The following is a 19,070-nucleotide window of genomic DNA, read 5'->3' as shown; positions in this document are numbered from 1 at the left end:
CAGCGTGGATTCACTGTGCCGGTTCGTCCACGGGCGCGCCGTACCCCAGAGGCTCGGTATGATCCTGGGTAATTTCGCTATCCTGCCCGTGTTCGGCCAGGAACTTCTCGGCCTCCAGCGCTGCCATGCAACCCATGCCCGCAGAAGTGACGGCCTGACGATAGATATGATCGGTCAGGTCGCCCGCGGCAAACACACCCGGGATCGAGGTCGCGGTGCTGTCGGGCGCAGTGATCACATAGCCGCCGTTGTGCAGATCCAGCTTGTCTTTCACCAGCTCCGAGGCGGGCGCATGTCCGATCGCAACGAAGACGCCATCGACAGCGATCTCCTGCATTGCGCCAGTGGTGGTGTGCTTCAGGCGAACTGCTTCTACACCGCGTGGGGTCTCGGCACCCAGAACTTCGTCCACACCGTGATCCCAGATGATCTCAATCTTGGGATGCTTGAACAGTCGGTTCTGCAGGATCTTCTCGGCCCGCAGGCTGTCGCGACGGTGGACCAGAATGACCTTATCGGCGAATTTCGTCAGAAACAGCGCTTCCTCGACGGCTGTATTGCCGCCGCCAATGACCGCGACCACCTTGCCGCGATAAAAGAAGCCATCACAGGTCGCGCAGGCGCTGACGCCGAAACCCTTGAAATGCTCCTCGGATGGCAGTCCCAGCCATTTAGCCTGCGCCCCTGTCGCCAGGATCAGTGCGTCGCAGGTGTAGATCGCACCGCTGTCGCTGACGGCGGTGAACGGGCGTTTGGACAGATCCAGCGATGCGATATGGTCGCTGACGATTTCGGTGCCCAGAGCGCGGGCATGTGTCTCCATCCGAGCCATCAGGTCAGGGCCCTGAACTTCGGTATCGCCGGGCCAGTTCTCGACCTCGGTCGTTATCGTCAGCTGGCCGCCGGGCTGTATACCCTGCACCAGCAGCGGGTGCAGCATGGCACGGCTGGCATAGATGCCAGCAGTATAGCCCGCTGGACCTGAGCCGATGATGAGAACCTTGGAATGGCGCGTATCGGACATATGGAAATCCTTTCGTCTGGGGTGTCGATATAGGGAGGGATGCGCGGTGGAGGAACCCCCGTTGTCAGCCTGCCCTGCGCATGTTTCCCTGCGGGGTGCGCACGGCTACTGCCTATGCTGGATGGTGCCGTCGTCCAGCACGATGACATCCATCGGCACATCCCATGGCATCGGATAGATCGTGGTCATACGCGAAAACCCGTAACCGACCCCGATCACACGACGCGGTCCCGGCAGCCGAACAAGTGTACGGTCATAATAGCCGCCTCCATTTCCCAGCCGAAACAACGCATCGTCCACACCCAGCAACGGGACGATCACGACGTCGGGGACGACAGGCATGACGTTGCGGGGAACGGGAATGTTCCAGATGCCACGCTCCATCGCGCATCCGGGCGACCACAGGTGGAAGCCGACCGGTGCATCCCGCCCCACGACGACGGGCAAGGCGATCCTGGCGCCGTGCTCATGCGCTTGTGCCATCCAGCGGCGAAGATCAGGCTCGCCCCGGATCGGCCAGTAGGCTGCGATCGTTTGCCCTGTCGGGTCGTCCAGCACGTCGTCGATACCCTGCGCTATCGACGTTTCGGCCGCAGCGCGATCGGATACGGACAGTGTTTTTCGCAAACCGTAGAGCCGCTGCCGCTCCGCCTTGCGGAAGGCTGCAACGTCGCGCCTTGTCCGTGGGTCGACAACATGGCCGTCCACCAGCAGATGGGCGAAGCAAGGTGCGGAATCGTCGTCTTCGTCCTGATCCATCTCGGACCTCCCGGTATATCTGGTTCTGTGCATCGGCCGAAGGGGTCAAGATGTCCCTCCTTCACTCCATCTTCCGCGACGCAATCTTGCGCAACATTGAAATATTGTTGCGCAGAGCCCTTTGCTGTGAGACACATCCGCCAACTCAGAGACAGGATCAATATGCCCCCCGCCAAACTCGACCCCATCGACCGCCAGATTCTATCGGAATTGCAGGCTGACGGTCGCATGACCAATGTCGAACTGGCGCGCCGCGTCGGCATCAGTGCCCCACCTTGCCTGCGCCGTGTCCGCGCGCTGGAGGAAGCCGGGTTGATCAAGGGCTATCATGCCGACGTCGATGCCCGACAGTTGGGGTTCGAGGTCCAGGTCTTCGCGATGGTGTCGCTGGTCCGTCAGGCCGAAGTCGACTTGTCTGCGTTCGAGGCGCTGTGTCGCGACTGGCCGCTGGTCCGGGAGTGCCACATGCTGAACGGCGAGACCGACTTCATTCTGAAATGCGTGGCCCCCGACCTGTCGACATTCCAGTCGTTCCTGACCGGATCGCTGACGGCGGCGGAAAACGTGGCGTCGGTGAAGACATCGCTGGTGATCCGGGGCGCCAAGGATCTGCCGGGTGTGCCGTTCGAGGTCCTCGAGGAGCGACTGGGCCGGGAGGCTTGAGAAGGGTGGTTCGCAAATCAGAGGATATGTCCCATTGGGTGCGGCCCTTATGGTGCATCCTTTCTCAATCCCGTCAAAACTGAACTGAGTTTCTATGCCCCTTCCAACTTTCCACATGATCGACGGCGCGCCTCAGCCGGTTGCAACCTTTTCGCACTGCTCGGAAATCGACGGCTGGGTATTTCTGACCGGCCAGATGCCGACCTGGCCAAGCGAGCCGGAACGCGCCTTGCCCGACGGTGTAACGGCGCAAACGGCGCGGGTGATGGATAATCTGAAGATCGTGTTGTCGGGGATGGGCCTGGGGTTGGAGAATGTCGCGCAGGCGCGGATCTATCTGACCGAGTTCAAGCGGGACTACGCCGCCATGAACCAGATGTATCAGTCCTATTTCTCCGAAGGAAAACTGCCTGCTCGGACCTGCATCGGTGTAACCGGACTTGCCGTCGGGGCGCTGGTAGAAATCGACATGGTGGCGCGACGGCCCTGATTTAGGCTGGCTGGACTTCGTATCCGGTTGCCCCATCTCGGACCTAGGAAAACAGGGGACGAACATGCAGGACCGGGCGGAAGAAATACAGGCTGAGGCTGAGGCCGAAACCGAAGCCAGGGTTCGCGAACGCGAAGTGCGGGAAAAGACGCCGACCGCCACCGAAAAGGCCTTGACCCGGGAAGAACGACAGATCGTCGGAAATCATGCCAGGCTGTCGGCACTGTCGGTCTATTCGATCATTCTGCGCGAAGGTGAGGAAGAACTCCATCGCTCCAAGACATCGCTCTGGTGGTCGGGCCTGGCTGCCGGTCTGGGTATCAGCACATCGGTTCTGATGGTAGGCGTCATCCGGGCCGGCCTTGGACCTGACTATCCGTATCTGACACTGGTCCAGAGTTTCGGCTATACGTTCGGTTTCGTCGTGGTCATCCTGTCCCGTCTGCAATTGTTTACGGAAAACACGATCACGGTCGTCCTGCCGATTTTGGCGAAGCCGTCGCGTGACGGTTTCTACAACGTCGCCCGGCTATGGAGCATCGTTTTCGTCGCCAACATGCTTGGCACATTCATAACGGCGGGTCTTGCGGTGCATGGTGGCATCCTGACGCCAGAAACCCTGAACGCAATACTCGAGATTTCGCGTCACCTTGCATCGATGTCGCCATCGGAAACTTTGCTTCGTGGCATTCCGTCAGGGTTCTTCATTGCTGCGTTGGTCTGGATGCTGCCTTCGGCCAAAAGGACGGAGCTGTTCTTGATCATCATGTTCACCTGGCTGATCGCGGCCGGAGATTTCACCCATGTCGTCGCTGGATCGAACGAAATTTTCACGCTGGTGGTCAGCGGAGAACTGGGAATTCTCACGGCTTTCAGCAAGCATATCCTGCCGATGTTGATCGGCAATATTCTAGGCGGCACGGGTCTGTTTGCCATGCTGGCTTATGGACAGATTCAGAACGAAATCTGAGAAGCGAACCGTTCAAAAAGAACAAGAAAACGGGTCATTTCTCGTTCCTGTCATCATGAAAGAGCTTGAACCGTCAGAGCTTGAGCGCCGGAATAATCTGTTTCTTACGGCTCATCACGCCAGGCAGAACCACGCTGTCGCCGTTGACAGACACTCCGAAGCTGGCTTCGGCCACTGCTTTGGTCAGGGTATCGGGCACAAGTAGCGTCGCCTGTTCGGCCAGGATATCGACCACGAACAGCAAAACCTGCGTCACGTCATCCTCCCTGGCCACCTGTGGCATCGCCGCCATCAGCGCGTCCTTGCGCGACAAGATCGCCTCGGGCGAAGTGGTTTCCAGGACGGAGACGCGGAATTTGGTGCCCTCGACTTCATATTCCTTGCTGTCCATGCGCAGAAGCTCGGCTTCAGAGAACGCTGACACGTCGGATTTCGCGGCGAACATTTCGGACGCATAAGCCGGGATATCGACCGACAGGTCAGCCGCCAGACGCTCGGCCAAGACCCGGTCATGGTCAGTTGTGGTGGGCGAGCGGAAGGCCAGTGTATCCGACAGGATACAGGTCAGCATCGCACCCTTGATTCCGTCGGGCGCCGTTGACAGCGCGCTGCCCATAAGATCCGCCATGATTGTCGCCGTGCAGGCCAACGGACGGATGGTGATGTCGATTGGGCCCACTGTTTCCAGACCGCCGACCAGCTTGTGATGGTCGATGATGGCGCGGATATCGGCGGCATTGATGCCCGCAGGTAATTCCGCCGGATTATTGGTGTCGACGATGACCACAGGTTGGCCGGCCTCGACATCCATGATGATGCGCGGTTTGGGCAGATCCCATTTCTTCAGCATCCACAGGGCTTCGGTGTTCGGCTCGCCCAGCAGGACGGGCGTCGCCTCGATGCCGATGAACTCCGAAAGGTACCATGCCCATGCGATCGGGCTGCCGGTGGAATCGGTGTCGGGGGATTTGTGGCCGAAGACAAGGGTGGTCATTGCGGGGGTCCGTGCTGAAAATCGGTGTACGATCAGGGTCGGGCGGGGCCATAACCTGCGCCGCTCCGATTGTCACGGGGGGCCGACCGCCGGGAGTGGCGAAAGCGCGTTCGGGTGCTATAGCGGTCCGGCACGTACGCCCTTCCCCTGTTCGAGGTCATTCATGCTTTTCCGTCACTGTGCGACGCTACCGCTTGCGATAGTCATGAACGTTCTCGCCTTGGTTTCCCCTGCTGCCGCGCAGGAAGCAGCCGACAGCGAAGATTTCACGGTCGCGATCGGGTCGCGGACGTTCCTTCTGGGCGAGCCGCCCCGCAACGCCGGGCGAATAAACGGCTTCCTGCCGCTGAGTTCGATCAGGTCGATTCAGAACATCGTCCTGTCAGACCTGTTGCCCGGAGCTCAGGGCAGTGTACTCTCCATCAGCCAGCGCCCGAGCAATCCGGCATATCCGTTTGGACCAGAAGAAACTCCGAAACGTTTGGGCAGCCGGAATCTCGTGCCGGAATACTTTCGGCAACCGGCCTTGCGTGCAGAAGTGAGCCCGGGGGACACCCGACCCATCGTTCAATACCTTTATATGCCGGAGGGTGTGGCTCCGGCATTCCTGACCGTCTGTTTTGCGACCTGGAACCGGCGCGGTAAGGATTGGGTTTTCTGCGGACTGAATGCGACCTATCCCCCCGCACGCGAGATCACTCTCGAAGCCCGCATCTACCGACCCACCGCTCCCGCAACTTTCGGCACGCTTCTGTCGGCCACGGTCGCCCGCCTCGCAGCACATCCAACCCTGGCAGGCGGCAAGATGGCTCTGCCATCGTAATGCCCGCCAGAGACCCCATGCGCGAAACCGATCTCTACGCCCCCGTAAAGGTGTTTCTGGAAGATCAGGGCTATACCGTAAAGGCCGAGATCGGGCCCGCAGACGTCATGGCGCTGCGCGAAGACGAGCCACCCGTGATCGTGGAGCTGAAGACCGCTTTCAGCCTTGCCCTGATCCATCAGGGGATCGACCGGCAGGCCGTCACACCGCATGTCTATCTGGCCGTTCCCGATGTGGCAGGACGACGGGGTTGGACGGCGTTGAAAGCCAATCTCAAGCTGGCCCGGCGGCTGGGTCTGGGCGTTCTGACGGTGCGGCTGCGTGACGGGCTGGTGACGGTGCATTGCGATCCTGGGCCGTTCCGGCCGCGCCTGTCGAAAAAGCCCAAGGAACGCCTGCTGCGCGAATTCGCAACACGGCGCGGCGACCCGAACGATGGCGGCGCAACGCGGGTGGGGCTGGTGACGGCCTATCGGCAGGATGCGATGTTGGTGGCAGCATATTTGGCTGCGCACGGGGCGTGTCGGGGACGGGACGTAAAGGACGCCACCGGCGTGGGGCGGGCGACGGCGATCATGCGCGATGACCACTACGGATGGTTCATGAAGATATCGGTCGGGGTTTACAGTCTGAGCGATGCGGGACGTCGCACCGCCCACCCGTCCGTCACGGCCAGCGAAGGCGACGGAATTGCCGCGGACAATCAATAACCGGCCGTGCGGGGAGCGGGCACAGCGGACCCTCGACTTTCGCCCCGCCGCGCCGCACCAAGGCCCCATGCCCCTCGTCCTCCTCACCGCGCTTGCCCTGTGTTTTCTGGCTGCCAACTCGCTACTGACCCGTGCGGGCGTAGTCGACGGGACCGATCCGCTGGCCTTTGCCGCGATCCGGGTCGCGGCGGGTGCTGTCGTGCTGGCGGCCCTGGCCGCACGGCGCGGGATAACCGTGACCGGCGTGCGGCGGTGGGGCGCGGCGATCGCACTGGTAGTCTATCTGCTGGGGTTTTCGCTGGCCTATCGCACGCTGGATGCAGGAATTGGTGCACTGATCCTGTTCGCCACCGTGCAAATCGGTCTCTTCGCTCTGTCTCTGGCGCGGGGCGAACGCAGCGGCCCGGTCAGACTGGCCGGTATGGGGCTGGCGCTGGCCGGGCTGGTCTGGCTGCTTCTGCCGGGCGGCACGGTGCGGACTGACCCAATGGACGCAGGCCTAATGATCGTCGCCGGACTTGCCTGGGCTGCCTATTCCTTCGCCGGAAAGTTCGAGCCGCGACCGCTGGCCGGCAGCGCAGGGAATTTCCTGATCGCCACGGCCTTGTTCGCCCTTGCCGCCCCGATGTGGTGGGGCGCGGCGGTGACACCGTTCGGGGCGGCGATGGCGGCGCTGTCGGGCGGCATCGCGTCGGGCATCGGCTACGCCATGTTGTTTCGGGTGCTGCCGCAGATGGGCGTGGCGACGGCGGGCGTGGCACAGTTGATCGTGCCGGTCATCGCCACGTTGGCTGGCGCGATCCTGCTGGGCGAGGTGCCGGGCGCGCGGGCATTGGCGGCAGGCGGACTGGTGCTGGCGGGGATCGGATTGGCGACAATCCGGACCGGGGCGAAATCCACGGGCTCGCGCTATTCATGCAAAGGCTCCAGAGGGTCATAGGCGGGCGCATCGGGGTCGGCCCATGCCACACTGGGCAGCGCGGCGGGCCGGAAGGACAACCCCGTCATCTGATCGCGGCTGACCCAGCGGCGGCGCGTCACCACACCTTCGGGGTCGTGACAGTCGTCGCGGAGTTCCCCGCTGGCAAGATGACAGCGGAAAAATACTTCGACCTGATGAAAATCGCGCGCGCGAGTGATATTCGTTGATCAGGCAGGGCGCGTCGACATGGATCTTCAGACCCGCCTCCTCCTGAACCTCGCGGCGCAGGTTGACGGGCAGACTGGTGTGCGGTTCAGCTCGATACTAGATAACGGGAGTGATACGGCTCGCCCTCCTCCTGGTCGCCCTTGCGGCGCCCGTGCTGGCCCAATCGGACAGCATCTCCGGACGGGTGCCGGATTGTGTCGTTCTGCTGCATGGGCTTGCGCGCACCGATGCCTCCCTTTTGGTGCTGGAGGAGACGCTGCTTGCGCAGGGATACCGCGTGGTGAACAGCGACTATGACAGCACGTCGGGCACGGTCGAGACGCTGGCCGCTGAGACCCTGCCCTCCGCCATACGAAGCTGTGGAACAAGTCCGCTTATAAACTTCGTTACCCATTCAATGGGCGGCATTCTGCTCCGGGCATGGATGGCCGAAAACGATTTGCCGCGAATGGGACGCACCGTGATGCTGGCACCGCCGAACCAGGGCTCCGAAATCGTGGACCGCATGGGCAAGGTCGCCGCCTTCGAATGGATCAACGGCCCTTCGGGGATGCAACTGGGCACAGATGGTCTGCCGACGCGGTTGGGTCCGGTCTGGCCCGGTGTCGGGGTGATCGCGGGCACGCGCAGCCTGAACCCGCTGTGGTCATCGCTCCTGCCCGGCCCGGACGATGGCAAGGTCTCCGTCGCCTCCACCCGTGTGGCCGGAATGGACGATCACATCGAAATGTCGGTGACGCATACCTTCATGATGAATCAGCCAATTGTAATCGGGCAGATCCTGACGTTTCTCCGCAATGGGAAATTCAACCCGGACCTGACGCTGACCGATGCCATCGAAGATATCGCCACCGTCGACTGACCCGCACCTGGGGCCCGCAGGTCAGTCAGGCGGCAGCAGCCCTTTTGCATCCAGTGCAGCGATCAGTTCGGCGATTTCCTCCGCGCTGCGCTTCCATCCGCCGCTGGACGATTTGTAGAGCGGCTGTCGGACCTGCGCGAAGCTGAGGGTCTGGACCCGGCCCGCATGTTCGTTGAACGACATCACCCGCTCATTCCACTCCAGGTCGAGATACTCCAGCAGCGCGCGCACCTGCTCCTCAGGGTTTTGCAGAAGGGCGTCGTAGTCGATGCGATGATATGCGTCCGGCAGGTCTCTCTGCCAGATGTTCATGGCATCGCGAAACATCTCGACCTGATCGGCGATTGCGGGCTGACTTGCGGCGTAGCGATGCGTGCCTTCGCGGAAATGGTTGCGCCAGATCGACAGCCCCATGTCACGCGGATCGCGCGTTACCACGACGACCTTCGCACGCGGCAGGATCGCCTGAATCAGGCCGATATCCATGAAGGTGAAGATCGACTTGTCGGTCAGGTGGTGACCGTCCGGCGTCTGACCGGCGGCGTGACAGGCCGCGTCGGCATAAGCGTCACCTGCTGCCGTAAGATCGGCCTCGGTCGGGGTCCCGCCTTCCGCCAGAAGCCTGGCCAATGGCATGATACTGCGTCGGACCACGCCCAGTTCACCCCCGGCGGCTACCATGGGGTGGGCCGAGATAATCGCCTCGACCAGCGTAGTGCCCGACCGGGGCAGGCCGGTGACGAAGATCGGCGCGGCCTCGGAGGTGCTGCGGACACCGGACGCCAGCGCCGCGCGCAGGATCGGCCATTCGCGGTCGGTGCTGGTTTCCTGCCGCTCGCGCAACTGCCGCACGTCGTATGGAAAGGTCCGCAACATCGAGGCGTTGGCGGATGCAAGATGCGCGGCGGCGGCAGCGGGGTCCGACGATTGCAATACGCGGGCCAGCGCGTAATCCAGCTGACGGCGGAGCTGAGGTCCGATCTCTTTGCGCGCAAGCACATCTTTCATTACAATGACCGCCGGATCGTCCTCCGAAAGTTTCGTGCCATAGGCCAGGGCCCGCGCGGCGGAACCCTCGGTCGGGTCGGCAGCCATTGCCGCGCGAAGGTCCGCTTCCGCCGCGGTCATGTCGCCCAGTGTCTGGCGTAATTGTCCGCGCCCTGCCAAAGCCGCAGCATCGGTCGGGTGCCTGGCGATCAGGGCATCATAAACCGCCAGCGATTCGTCCAGCTGCCCATCGGTGCTGAGCGTACGGGCCAGCAGAATATCGTATTCGGTCGACGCTTTGCTATGCCTTCGCGCGTAGTCGATTGCATCGCGATGACGCCCGACCTGCATCGCCGTTTCAGCGGCAAGCGCCAATACGGCATCGTTGTTCGGATCGACACGCAGGGTCTGCTCGGCGATGGCCATCGCCCTGTCGGCCAACCCGGCCTGAAGCACGATCCGTCCGTAGACCAGTTGCGCAGACGTCAGACGCGGTGCGATCTGTGCGGCCCGCCGCGCCTCGACCAGGGCCTTCACGACTTCGGTTTCCATGGCAAGCGAATGGACGAGACCCAGACGCAGGTCGACGGCATAGGGTTCCAGCACGATACCTTGCCGAAACGCCTCGGCCGCGGACGCGAACTTGCCCGCATCGGCCCGGGCCTGCGCGACGATTCCCCAGATCACCGCCCCCGCCCGCGCTTTCAGGATAGGTGCGGCCCTGGTTTCGACCGCGCGCAGGTTGCCCCCGGCCGCAGCCTTGCCCAATGCCGCAAGGTCGGCCCTGGTCGCACCTCCGGTGCCCTGCGCCTTGGCCCCCTGCCCCTTCGCCGCCGTCTGCAACATTTTCAGCAAAGCCTGCGGCAGCCCGGCCTTCCGGGCCCGTTTCAAGATCTGATTTCCCTGACCGTGGCGCGATTCCGAGATCGCGAGTTCCATCCACAGGATTGGTTCTTTCGGAGCCAGCGTCAGACATCGCTCGAACGCCAGCCGTGCTGCCCCCGCATTTTCGAGCATGGATTCGGATCGGGCCAGTTGCAGCCATGCCTCGGCGGAATTGGGCGAGGATTTGGTCAAGGTCCGCAAAAGCGCGCGCGCGCTTGTCGGACGCTCGGCTTCGATTGCTTTGCGGACGGCGGCGAGCTGCTGTGCGAGGGGCGCTGTCTGATTGGTCATGGCCCCGCCTACCATGGAGATTCCCGCTCCAAAAGACATTGGGAAACCGATTGTTTCAGGCTGCACCGTAGATATACCGATCAAAACCGATTAGAACCGATGCCAGCGGTGGGGACTGCTAACGCCAGGACGGCCCCGTCATGTCTGCCTATCAACGGCTTCCTTCAACCTCGTTCAGCCCTGTTCCGGGGACCCACGACACCATTGACGGGCCCGATCACCGGACATTGGCAAGCTATGACCTGTCTTGGGTCGATACTCGCGGCCTTGCCACGTGGGACCGTCGCGCACTTCCCGATACTCCCGAAATCGAGGCCTCCGTCTCAAGTTTCGCGCGCGGTGCCCTTTTGCGCGGCATTCGCGGTCCTGTCCCGATCGAGGATCTGATTCCCGGTGACCGCGTTGCCGTGCGCGGCGGCGGCACGGCACAGATCGACTGGATCGGATCGCGCAGCTATGACGCAGGGGCAGAGCGACCGATGTTCTTTCGTGTTGCGGCCCATGCCTTCGGCGCGTCCGGCCCGGATCACGATGTCCTGCTGGGGGCACATGCAAATATCCTGATCGACAGTCCGCGCTGCCACAAACTGGTCGGCGGATTGCAGGCTTTCGCCCCGATCCGTGCCTTCGAGGATGGCCACTCCATCACCGCCATCGTGCCACAGGGCGAGGTGACGGTATACGGCATCGCCTGTTCAGGTCAGGAAGCCATCTTGGTCGGGAACCTGCCGGTCGAAAGTTATCACCCCGCCCGCGCCACCGGGCGCAATCTGACGCGCACGATGTTATCCGACATGGGGAAACTGTTCCCGCAGACCGCGTCCGGTGCAGGGTTTGATGCACCGCGCATCCCGTATCTGACCGTCTCCGAAGCACAGGGCCTGGCGATGACAGGGGTCTGAGTGCGCACCGTCAATCGCGACTGCTGGACCCTGCCCCCGCGTCCTGTAGGTAGGGGTCGATTGACCCCCACTGCCGAGGCCGCGACATGCAGATCATTCAGTCCCTTTCACAGGTCTCCGGCCAGTATCAGGCATTGTTTGTCGATCTCTGGGGTTGCGTCCACGATGGCGTGCGCGCGATTCCCGGCGCGGTCGAGGCGCTGACGGCCTATCGTCGCGCCGGAGGCAGGGTCGTTCTGGTCACCAATTCACCCCGGCCCCGCGAAGGTGTGGCCAAACAGATCGCGGGCTTCGGTGTGCCGGAAGATGCCTATGACGCCATTGCGACCTCCGGCGATTCAGCCCGGCTGGCGCTGTTTCGGGGCGCTGTGGGGTCCAGGGTCTGGCATCTGGGCCCCGATCACGACCTCGGGTTCTTTGAGCCGCCGGCGATTCTCTCCGACCCGATGACTATCACCCGCGTTCCGCTGGATCAGGCCGAGGGCGTTGTCTGCACCGGCCCCTTCGACCCGCAGGCCGACCCGTCGGTCATGCGACCCGAGTTTCTGGCAGCGAAGACACGCGGCCTGAAGCTGCTCTGCGCGAACCCGGATATCGTCGTTGACCGGGGCGAGGTTCGGGAGTGGTGTGCCGGCGCACTGGCAGAACTTTATTCCGAAATGGGGGGTGAGAGTCTGTATTTCGGCAAACCGCATCCGCCGATCTACGATTTGGCGCGACGACGGCTGGCGGCAGTCGCCGATGTGCCAGACAGCGCGATCCTGGCCATCGGTGACGGACCGTTGACTGATGCGGCGGGCGCAATGGGCGAAGACCTGGACCTTTTGTTCATCTCGGGGGGACTGGGTGCCGCAGAAACGGGAACGGCCCCAGGCGGAAGTCCCGATCCTGCGAAATTGGAGGTATATCTGGCCGAAACAGGTATCGTTCCGACCTATGTGATCGGAACGTTGCGGTAATATAAGTCCTATTTATGCAACTTTTGTGAAGCATTATTACTTATGATGTTGCCGCGATGCGGCATTGCCGTATATGTTGCGTATGACGAATTTCGGAGGACGCCCCATGCTCGACAACGCCCCGCGCGGCTCGATCTGCATCGAGGATATCGAAATCGGCATGTCCCGCAGCCTGCGGAAGGTCATCACCGACCGCGATATCGAATTGTTCGCTGAAGTTTCAACCGATCATAACCCGGTGCATCTGGACGACGATTACGCCCGAGACACGATATTCGAAGGTCGCATTGCCCATGGCATGCTGACTGCCGGGCTGATTTCAGCGGTCATCGGGGAACAACTGCCCGGCCACGGCACTGTCTATCTGGGACAGACGCTCAAGTTTCTGGCTCCGGTCCGTCCCGGCGACATGGTCGAAGCAGTGGTGACGGTCGTGGACATGGACCTTGGCAAACGCCGCGTTACGATGGAAACGCACTGCGCCATCGACGGCAGGAAAGTCCTGAAGGGAGAGGCCGTCGTGCTGGCCCCGTCGCGCAAGTTCGACTGATTACGATACCCGTCAACGTGTCGAAATAACATCGCGAGCGGGCCGCCCGCTTGCACCGCCTGAACGGGCGGGCTAGCCCGGCGGTCATGCGGATTTTCCGGACCCATCACGACATTCCCGCCGACGCGCGCGGTGCATCGGCTGCGGTGGGTAATTTCGATGGCGTGCACCGCGGGCATCAGCACGTGCTTGACCTTGCCCGACGCGACGCACCGCTGGGCGTCGTCACGTTCGAGCCGCATCCCCGGCAGGTCTTCGCCCCCGGCGGCGCGCCCTTCCGTCTGATGTCGTCCGAAGCGCGTTCCAACCGGTTGGCGAAACTGGGCGTTGATCTGCTGTTCGAACTGCCGTTTCCCGCCATCGCCCAGCTCACCGCCGAGGTTTTCATGGCCGATGTGCTGGCGAATGGTTTGGGTCTGTCGCATGTCGTCACCGGGGCGGATTTCCGGTTCGGAAAGGGCCGTGCGGGCGATGTTGTGGCCCTGCGCGACGGCGGCGAACGGCTTGGCTTCGATGTGACCATTGCCGATCTGTTGGGCGGTGATGCACCGGTGTCGTCCACTGCCATCCGCAGCGCCCTGACCGAGGGTCGTCCGCGTGACGCCGCCGAGTTGCTGGGCCACTGGCACCGGATCGAAGGCCCCGTCCTGCACGGCGCAAAACGCGGGCGCGATCTTGGCTATCCGACCGCCAACCTGTCGGTCGACGGGCTGCACCTGCCGAAACTGGGTGTCTATGCCGTGCTGGTCGACGTGCTGGAAGGACCGAAGGCGGGAGCATATCACGGCGTCTCTTCGCTTGGTGTGCGACCGATGTTCGGCGAAAATACCCCGAATATCGAAACATTCCTGTTCGATTTCGACGGTGATCTTTACGACCGCCACATCTCGGTCGGGCTGGTCGACTATCTGCGCCCGGAATTGAATTTCGACGGACTGCCCGCGCTGATCGCCCAGATGAAGGCCGACGCCGATCGTGCGAAAGCGATGCTGAATGCCCTCTGACCCTCGTTCCGACCCTATCGATCGCGACGGACTGCGGCCCGCCTTCTGGAGGCGCGCGCTGACCGACCTGACCCAAAAGGAATGGGAAGCGCTTTGCGATGGCTGCGGCAAGTGCTGTCTTAACAAACTGGAAGACGAAGAAACGGGCGAAGTCGCCCTGACCCGCATCGCCTGCCGCCTGTTCGACGACCGCACCTGCAGATGCTCCAACTACGACCTGCGGCTTCTGCATGTCCCTGAATGCGTCGTGCTGACCCCTGCGACGCTGCCGAAGGCGGCCTATTTCATGCCCGAGACCTGCGCCTATCGCCGCCTGCATGAAGGTCGTGAATTGCCCGCCTGGCATCCACTTCTGACCGGCGACCCGATGTCACCACACAAAGCGGGCGCGTCCTTGATAGACGAGACAGTGAACGAAACGCTGGTCCCCGACGATGACGATTGGGAGGATTTTGTGATCGAGGAACCGTTGGGAGGCGCGTGATGAACCTGAACTTTGCTTCCGACAACACCGGCCCGGTGGCCCCCGCGATCATGGATGCCATCCTTGCCGCCAACACCGGTGCGGCGATGCCCTATGGCAACGACCCCTGGATGCCCGGCGTGCGCGATGCACTCCGCACCCTGTTCGACTGGCCAGAAGCCGAGGTCCTGCTCGTCGCGACCGGCACCGGGGCCAACGCGCTGGCGCTGGCCGGTCTGGTGAACCCCTGGGACGCGGTGCTGTGCCACCGGATCGCGCATATCGAAGAAGACGAATGCGGTGCGCCCGAGTTCTTCACCGGCGGCGCGAAGCTGGTGCTGGTCGATGGGGCCGACGGTCGCATCGACGCAGACGCGCTGGCCGCACAGATCGGGCGCACAGGTGTATCCTTGCACAACGTCCAGAAAGGCGCGCTCAGCCTGACCAACGTGACCGAGGCCGGAACGCTCTATACGTTGGACCAATTGCGCGACCTGACCACGATGGCCCGCAACGGCGGCTTCGCCACTCATCTGGACGGGGCGCGCTTTGCCAACGCATGTGCTGCGCTGGCATGTTCCGCGGCGGATATGGTGCGCGGCTTCGATATGGTTAGTTTCGGCGGCACCAAGAACGGCTGTATGGCAGTTGAGGCCATTGTAATACGCGATCCGGCCCGGCACCGCGAAATGGAACTGCGGCGCAAGCGCGGCGCGCAACTATGGTCAAAGCATCGTTATCTGTCGGTGCAGATGATGGCCTATCTGGCCGATGACCTGTGGCTGAAGAACGCCCGCGCATCCAACGCCGCATCCGCGCGACTGGCCACCGGCCTGCGCGATCTTGGCGCGATGATGGAGTGGGAGCCGCAGGCGAACATGATCTTCGCCCGTCTGCCCCGCGCGACCCACGACCGGGCGTTGAACAAGGCAGATTATTATCTGATGGACGAAGCCGATGATGCTGCGGGCGGGCCGCTGTGCCGTCTGGTCTGCGACTTTACCAAGACGAACGCCGAGGTCGACGCCCTGCTGACCCTGTTCGCAGGCTGAACTTTACCTCCTGGCAGGAACATCTCCGCCGAAGGCTCCGCGTCTGACCCGGTACGAAGCTCAGCTTTTTTTGGCTGTGGTCTTTTTCGCCCCGGTTCCTTCCATCGCGTCCAGACGAGCCTTCAACGCGTCATTTTCTTCGCGGGCTTTCTGGGCCATGGCACGTACGGCGTCGAATTCCTCGCGCGTGACGAAATCGCGGTCTGCCATCCAGCGGTCCAGCAATGATTTCATCGCTGTCTCGGCTTCAGACTTCGCGCCCTGCGCCACGCCCATCGCGTTGGTCATCAACTGACCGATGTCATCCATAAAACGGTTGCGGGTCTGCATAATCTGGGTCTCCGGGTTTGCTGCGCTTCATATGGGGTCATCGCGTCGAAGTCTCAAGATCTGCGCTTCACCAGCCCGTGATCGCAAAGGGATTGACGGGATTGCAGGGGGCAGGCATTGCGACCCCATGAATAACATGGTCATCACATTCCCGAACATTTCGCCCGATATCTTCCGTGTTTCGATCGCCGGATTCGAAATTGCGCCGAAATGGTATGCCGCCGCCTATATCCTCGGCATCGTCGGAGGCTGGCTGATGGCGCGCTGGCTTGTGATGCGCCCCGCTCTCTGGCGCGGAGGCAAATCGCCGATGACGCCGTTGCAGGTCGAAGACGTGATGACCTGGGTTACGCTGGCTATCGTTCTGGGCGGGCGCCTGGGATACGTGATCTTTTATCAACCCGGCTATTACATGGCGAACCCGGCGGAAATTCTGGCCGTCTGGGAGGGCGGCATGTCATTCCACGGTGGCCTGATCGGGACAGGACTGGCGATAATATTCTTCGCAAGACGCCACGGAATTCCAATCCGGTCGATCCTGGATATCGGGGCCCTCGCCACGCCGCTTGGACTTGGACTGGGCCGGCTGGCCAACTTCGTCAACGCAGAACTCTGGGGCCGTCCCAGCGACCTGCCCTGGGCCGTGGTCTTTCCGGGCAGCGCCGCGCAGGCCTGCTCCAACGTCGGAGAGCTTTGCGCCCGGCACCCCAGCCAGATCTATGAGGCGATTCTGGAAGGCGTCATTCTGCTGGTCGTGCTTTGGGTGATCGCGCTTCGGGGCGGGCTGAAAATTCCCGGCATGATCTGCGGCATTTTCCTGGCCGGCTATGGCTTCGCGCGCATCTTCGTCGAATATTTCCGGCAGGCGGATGCACAGTATATCACGCCGGACAATCCACTGGGGTATGTCGTCAGCCTGGGCGACTACGGCATGACAATGGGTCAGGTTCTATCCCTGCCGATGGTGATCGTGGGTCTGGGCGCCGCCTGGCTGGCGCTGCGCGCGGCGCGGTCGGACGCGGCACAGTCCGACAAGGCGCGTGCCTGACGCACATCGCCTGCGCGACCTTCTGATCGGGCGTATCCGCGCAACCGGACCGCTGACCATCGCCGACTATATGGCCGATTGTCTTCTGCACCCGTCGCTGGGATATTATTCCACCCGCGATCCCTTTGGCACGGGCGGCGATTTCATCACCGCGCCGGAAATCAGTCAGATGTTCGGCGAGATGCTGGGCCTGTGTCTGGCGCAGGTCTGGATCGACCAGGGCCGTCCGAAACTCTTCTCGCTGGTTGAACTTGGGCCGGGCCGGGGGACGTTGATGGCGGACGTTCTGCGCGCCACGCGCGCTGTTCCCGGATTCGTCACAGCGGCCCGCGTCCATCTGGTCGAAGCGTCCGAAACGCTGAGACAGATTCAGGCCGACACGCTATTCGGGCACGATGTCACATGGCACGGCACCGTGAACGATCTGCCCGATCTTCCGACATTTCTTCTTGCCAACGAATTTCTTGACGCCCTGCCGGTCCGCCAGCATGTCCGCGATGGAAATACATGGCGCGAGCGGCTGGTGACCGAAACCGAAGGTGCGCTGTCCTTTGCCCTGGGTCCCGCCATGCCGGTGCCGGAATTGAATTATCACAACGTTCCCGCCCCCCTGCCCGACGGTACTCTGGTCGAACGCTGCCCTGCCCTGCCAGGCATTGTCGGCACGGTGGCGTCGCGGGTGGCACGGGGCGGGACCGCGATCTTCATTGACTACGGCCACTGGCGCAGTCGCGGCGACACGCTACAGGCGCTGCGCAACCATACGCCCGAAGATCCACTGGCCCACCCCGGTCAGGCCGATCTGACCGCGCATGTCGATTTCGAGGCCATCGCCCGTGCCACACCGGCAAGTCTATGCAGCGTCAGCGCAATGATATCTCAAGGGGTCATTCTTGAACGGCTTGGCATCACTGCGCGGGCGCAGGCGCTTGCCCAATCAATGGGCGGCGCGCGACTGAACGCGCATGTCGCGGCCCATCGGCGCTTGACCCACCCATCCGACATGGGCGACCTATTCAAGGCAATGGCGCTGCTTCCAGACGGTGCCGCCCTGCCACCGGGATTCGATCGATGACATTGGAAGCCCTTCAGGCCGACATCCTTGGCCCTGTCGCCCACGGGTTCTTTACCCGGCATGGCGGCGCATCGTCCGGCATTTTCGAAGGGCTGAACTGCGGCACCGGATCAAGCGATCAGACCGAAGCTGTGCAGATCAACCGCGCCCGCGTGGCCGAAGCCATGGGCGGGCCCCTGCACAGTGTGCATCAGGTTCATTCGGCAGATGTCATCGTCATCGACGGCCCGCTCTGCGATGCAACAGACGAAACCGGGGCGCCGCGCCGCGCCGATGCGCTGGTGACGGCCGTGCCGGGTCAGGTGTTGACGGTCCTGACCGCCGATTGCCAGCCGGTGCTGTTCCATGACTCCGAATCGGGCGTCGTCGGGGCTGCGCATGCCGGATGGAAAGGTGCCCTTGATGGCATCCTCGAAGCGACGATCGAGGCGATGGAGGGGCTGGGCGCGATCCGGCCGAACATTCGCGCGGCCATCGGCCCGTCGATCAGCCAGCGTGCCTATGAAGTCGGCCCGGAATTTCCGGACCCCTTCCTTGACGCTGACGCCGAGGCGGGACGGTTCTTTGCGAACGGAGAAGGCGACCGATACCTGTTCGACCTGCCCGCCTATGGGTTGTGGCGGCTGCGCCGGGCCGGGGTGCAGGCGGAGTGGACCGGGCATTGTACCTATTCCGACCCCGCACGCTTCTACTCCTATCGCCGCACGACCCATGCGGGTGAGGCGGATTACGGGCGTCTGATCGCTGCTATCCGGCTCTGACAGTCATTGTCGCCGCGGCGTCGCGCCGTGCGCGCCTCTTTTCGCCACAATCAAGCCGCCGAAAGACCCGGATCGGGTCCAATCGCCGCCCTCTGCCGTCTGCATAAAGTGTTAACGCCGACAACGCCGGAGGGCACGATATGTCACGACAGACCTGGATGGATCGCACCATCGAAGCCGCCCGCATCGCCGACGTGCGTCTGCCATGGTCGCGCAAGCCAGCGCCTGTGCCGACCCCCGCTCAACAGCCTGCCGCGATCCGCGCCAAGGTCTGATCGGTTTTCAGTTTGGCCGGGCGTGTCGAGAAATCCACGCGCG

23 protein-coding genes are annotated in these 19,070 nt (G+C 62.7%); 17 read left to right on the top strand and 6 right to left on the bottom strand.

The annotated features are described in order from the left end of the window. Positions 1–10: 10 nt before the first annotated feature. Together trxB and BMY38_RS14440 are read right to left on the bottom strand one after the other, a co-directional pair. Positions 11–1,024: a thioredoxin-disulfide reductase gene (trxB, locus tag BMY38_RS14445; RefSeq protein ID WP_092764059.1), complete on the bottom strand. Its 1,014-nt coding sequence runs from the start codon at positions 1,022–1,024 to the stop codon at positions 11–13. A 105-nt stretch (positions 1,025–1,129) separates the two neighbouring features. After that, the gene (locus BMY38_RS14440; RefSeq protein WP_092764057.1) at positions 1,130–1,783 is read right to left on the bottom strand and encodes a 5-formyltetrahydrofolate cyclo-ligase; all 654 of its coding nucleotides are present in this window, start codon (positions 1,781–1,783) and stop codon (positions 1,130–1,132) included. Between the two features lie 162 nt (positions 1,784–1,945). Here BMY38_RS14440 and BMY38_RS14435 point away from each other — a divergent pair, with 162 nt between their 5' ends. From BMY38_RS14435 to BMY38_RS14425, 3 genes are all read left to right on the top strand, one after another. Continuing rightward, positions 1,946–2,446: an Lrp/AsnC family transcriptional regulator gene (locus BMY38_RS14435; protein ID WP_092764055.1), complete on the top strand. Its 501-nt coding sequence runs from the start codon at positions 1,946–1,948 to the stop codon at positions 2,444–2,446. Positions 2,447–2,540: 94 nt separating this feature from the next. Continuing rightward, positions 2,541–2,936 (top strand): RidA family protein, encoded by a 396-nt coding sequence (locus BMY38_RS14430; RefSeq protein WP_217638822.1) that lies wholly within the window; start codon positions 2,541–2,543, stop codon positions 2,934–2,936. A 64-nt stretch (positions 2,937–3,000) separates the two neighbouring features. Further along, the gene (locus BMY38_RS14425; RefSeq protein ID WP_092764049.1) at positions 3,001–3,906 is read left to right on the top strand and encodes a formate/nitrite transporter family protein; all 906 of its coding nucleotides are present in this window, start codon (positions 3,001–3,003) and stop codon (positions 3,904–3,906) included. Between the two features lie 73 nt (positions 3,907–3,979). Here the strand turns inward: BMY38_RS14425 and BMY38_RS14420 are convergent, their stop codons facing one another. Continuing rightward, the gene (locus BMY38_RS14420; RefSeq protein WP_092764047.1) at positions 3,980–4,900 is read right to left on the bottom strand and encodes a manganese-dependent inorganic pyrophosphatase; all 921 of its coding nucleotides are present in this window, start codon (positions 4,898–4,900) and stop codon (positions 3,980–3,982) included. Positions 4,901–5,105: 205 nt separating this feature from the next. Here BMY38_RS14420 and BMY38_RS14415 point away from each other — a divergent pair, with 205 nt between their 5' ends. The 3 genes from BMY38_RS14415 (at position 5,106) to BMY38_RS14405 (ending at position 7,373) form a co-directional block, all read left to right on the top strand. Continuing rightward, positions 5,106–5,723 (top strand): hypothetical protein, encoded by a 618-nt coding sequence (locus BMY38_RS14415; RefSeq protein WP_092764012.1) that lies wholly within the window; start codon positions 5,106–5,108, stop codon positions 5,721–5,723. A gap of 17 nt (positions 5,724–5,740) precedes the next feature. After that, positions 5,741–6,433: a DUF2161 domain-containing phosphodiesterase gene (locus BMY38_RS14410; RefSeq protein WP_092764010.1), complete on the top strand. Its 693-nt coding sequence runs from the start codon at positions 5,741–5,743 to the stop codon at positions 6,431–6,433. A 67-nt stretch (positions 6,434–6,500) separates the two neighbouring features. Continuing rightward, positions 6,501–7,373, top strand: a complete 873-nt coding sequence (locus BMY38_RS14405) for a DMT family transporter (protein WP_092764008.1) — start codon at positions 6,501–6,503, stop codon at positions 7,371–7,373. Here BMY38_RS14405 and BMY38_RS18585 read toward each other — a convergent pair. After that, on the bottom strand, positions 7,343–7,474 hold the full coding sequence (locus BMY38_RS18585; RefSeq protein WP_281243235.1) for a hypothetical protein: 132 nt from the start codon (positions 7,472–7,474) through the stop codon (positions 7,343–7,345). The genes BMY38_RS14405 and BMY38_RS18585 overlap by 31 nt on opposite strands. A gap of 218 nt (positions 7,475–7,692) precedes the next feature. Here BMY38_RS18585 and BMY38_RS14395 point away from each other — a divergent pair, with 218 nt between their 5' ends. Continuing rightward, positions 7,693–8,445 carry an esterase/lipase family protein gene (locus BMY38_RS14395; protein ID WP_245737631.1) on the top strand — a complete coding sequence of 251 codons (753 nt, stop codon included), beginning with the start codon at positions 7,693–7,695 and terminating at the stop codon, positions 8,443–8,445. A 21-nt stretch (positions 8,446–8,466) separates the two neighbouring features. On the opposite strand, the gene BMY38_RS14390 is transcribed toward BMY38_RS14395, so the two are convergent. Beyond that, entirely contained in the window at positions 8,467–10,608 is a 2,142-nt protein-coding gene (locus tag BMY38_RS14390; RefSeq protein ID WP_175495903.1) for a tetratricopeptide repeat-containing sulfotransferase family protein, read from the bottom strand. 140 nt (positions 10,609–10,748) lie between these two features. Between BMY38_RS14390 and BMY38_RS14385 the strand changes: the two genes are divergently transcribed. From BMY38_RS14385 to BMY38_RS14360, 6 genes are all read left to right on the top strand, one after another. Next, on the top strand, positions 10,749–11,510 hold the full coding sequence (locus BMY38_RS14385) for a Hint domain-containing protein (RefSeq protein ID WP_092764000.1): 762 nt from the start codon (positions 10,749–10,751) through the stop codon (positions 11,508–11,510). An 86-nt stretch (positions 11,511–11,596) separates the two neighbouring features. Continuing rightward, the gene (locus tag BMY38_RS14380; RefSeq protein WP_092763998.1) at positions 11,597–12,469 is read left to right on the top strand and encodes a TIGR01459 family HAD-type hydrolase; all 873 of its coding nucleotides are present in this window, start codon (positions 11,597–11,599) and stop codon (positions 12,467–12,469) included. A gap of 106 nt (positions 12,470–12,575) precedes the next feature. Beyond that, positions 12,576–13,019: a MaoC family dehydratase gene (locus tag BMY38_RS14375; RefSeq protein WP_092763996.1), complete on the top strand. Its 444-nt coding sequence runs from the start codon at positions 12,576–12,578 to the stop codon at positions 13,017–13,019. Between the two features lie 86 nt (positions 13,020–13,105). Beyond that, the gene (locus tag BMY38_RS14370; RefSeq protein WP_092763994.1) at positions 13,106–14,023 is read left to right on the top strand and encodes a bifunctional riboflavin kinase/FAD synthetase; all 918 of its coding nucleotides are present in this window, start codon (positions 13,106–13,108) and stop codon (positions 14,021–14,023) included. Then, positions 14,013–14,507, top strand: a complete 495-nt coding sequence (locus BMY38_RS14365) for a YcgN family cysteine cluster protein (RefSeq protein ID WP_092763992.1) — start codon at positions 14,013–14,015, stop codon at positions 14,505–14,507. Before BMY38_RS14370 ends, BMY38_RS14365 begins: the two co-directional genes overlap by 11 nt. Beyond that, entirely contained in the window at positions 14,507–15,538 is a 1,032-nt protein-coding gene (locus tag BMY38_RS14360) for a threonine aldolase family protein (RefSeq protein ID WP_342707778.1), read from the top strand. The genes BMY38_RS14365 and BMY38_RS14360 overlap by 1 nt, the downstream gene beginning before the upstream one ends. Positions 15,539–15,598: 60 nt before the next feature. On the opposite strand, the gene BMY38_RS14355 is transcribed toward BMY38_RS14360, so the two are convergent. Then, complete coding sequence (locus BMY38_RS14355) at positions 15,599–15,868, bottom strand: accessory factor UbiK family protein (protein WP_092763990.1); 270 nt, start codon at positions 15,866–15,868, stop codon at positions 15,599–15,601. Positions 15,869–15,995: 127 nt separating this feature from the next. On the opposite strand from BMY38_RS14355, the gene lgt reads away from it, so the two are divergent. The 4 genes from lgt to BMY38_RS18580 all read left to right on the top strand — a co-directional run bounded on the left by lgt (position 15,996) and on the right by BMY38_RS18580 (position 19,027). Continuing rightward, the gene (gene lgt / locus BMY38_RS14350; protein ID WP_245737630.1) at positions 15,996–16,916 is read left to right on the top strand and encodes a prolipoprotein diacylglyceryl transferase; all 921 of its coding nucleotides are present in this window, start codon (positions 15,996–15,998) and stop codon (positions 16,914–16,916) included. Then, positions 16,909–17,991, top strand: a complete 1,083-nt coding sequence (locus BMY38_RS14345; RefSeq protein ID WP_245737629.1) for a class I SAM-dependent methyltransferase — start codon at positions 16,909–16,911, stop codon at positions 17,989–17,991. Before lgt ends, BMY38_RS14345 begins: the two co-directional genes overlap by 8 nt. Continuing rightward, entirely contained in the window at positions 17,988–18,752 is a 765-nt protein-coding gene (gene pgeF / locus BMY38_RS14340; protein WP_092763988.1) for a peptidoglycan editing factor PgeF, read from the top strand. The genes BMY38_RS14345 and pgeF overlap by 4 nt, the downstream gene beginning before the upstream one ends. Before the next feature lie 140 nt (positions 18,753–18,892). Then, positions 18,893–19,027 (top strand): hypothetical protein, encoded by a 135-nt coding sequence (locus tag BMY38_RS18580; protein ID WP_281243233.1) that lies wholly within the window; start codon positions 18,893–18,895, stop codon positions 19,025–19,027. Positions 19,028–19,070 lie beyond the last annotated feature (43 nt).

Origin of the sequence: Jannaschia helgolandensis, from assembly GCF_900109285.1 — a bacterium.
GTDB lineage: Bacteria > Pseudomonadota > Alphaproteobacteria > Rhodobacterales > Rhodobacteraceae > Jannaschia > Jannaschia helgolandensis.
This window is presented reverse-complemented; position numbering and strand designations above follow the sequence as displayed.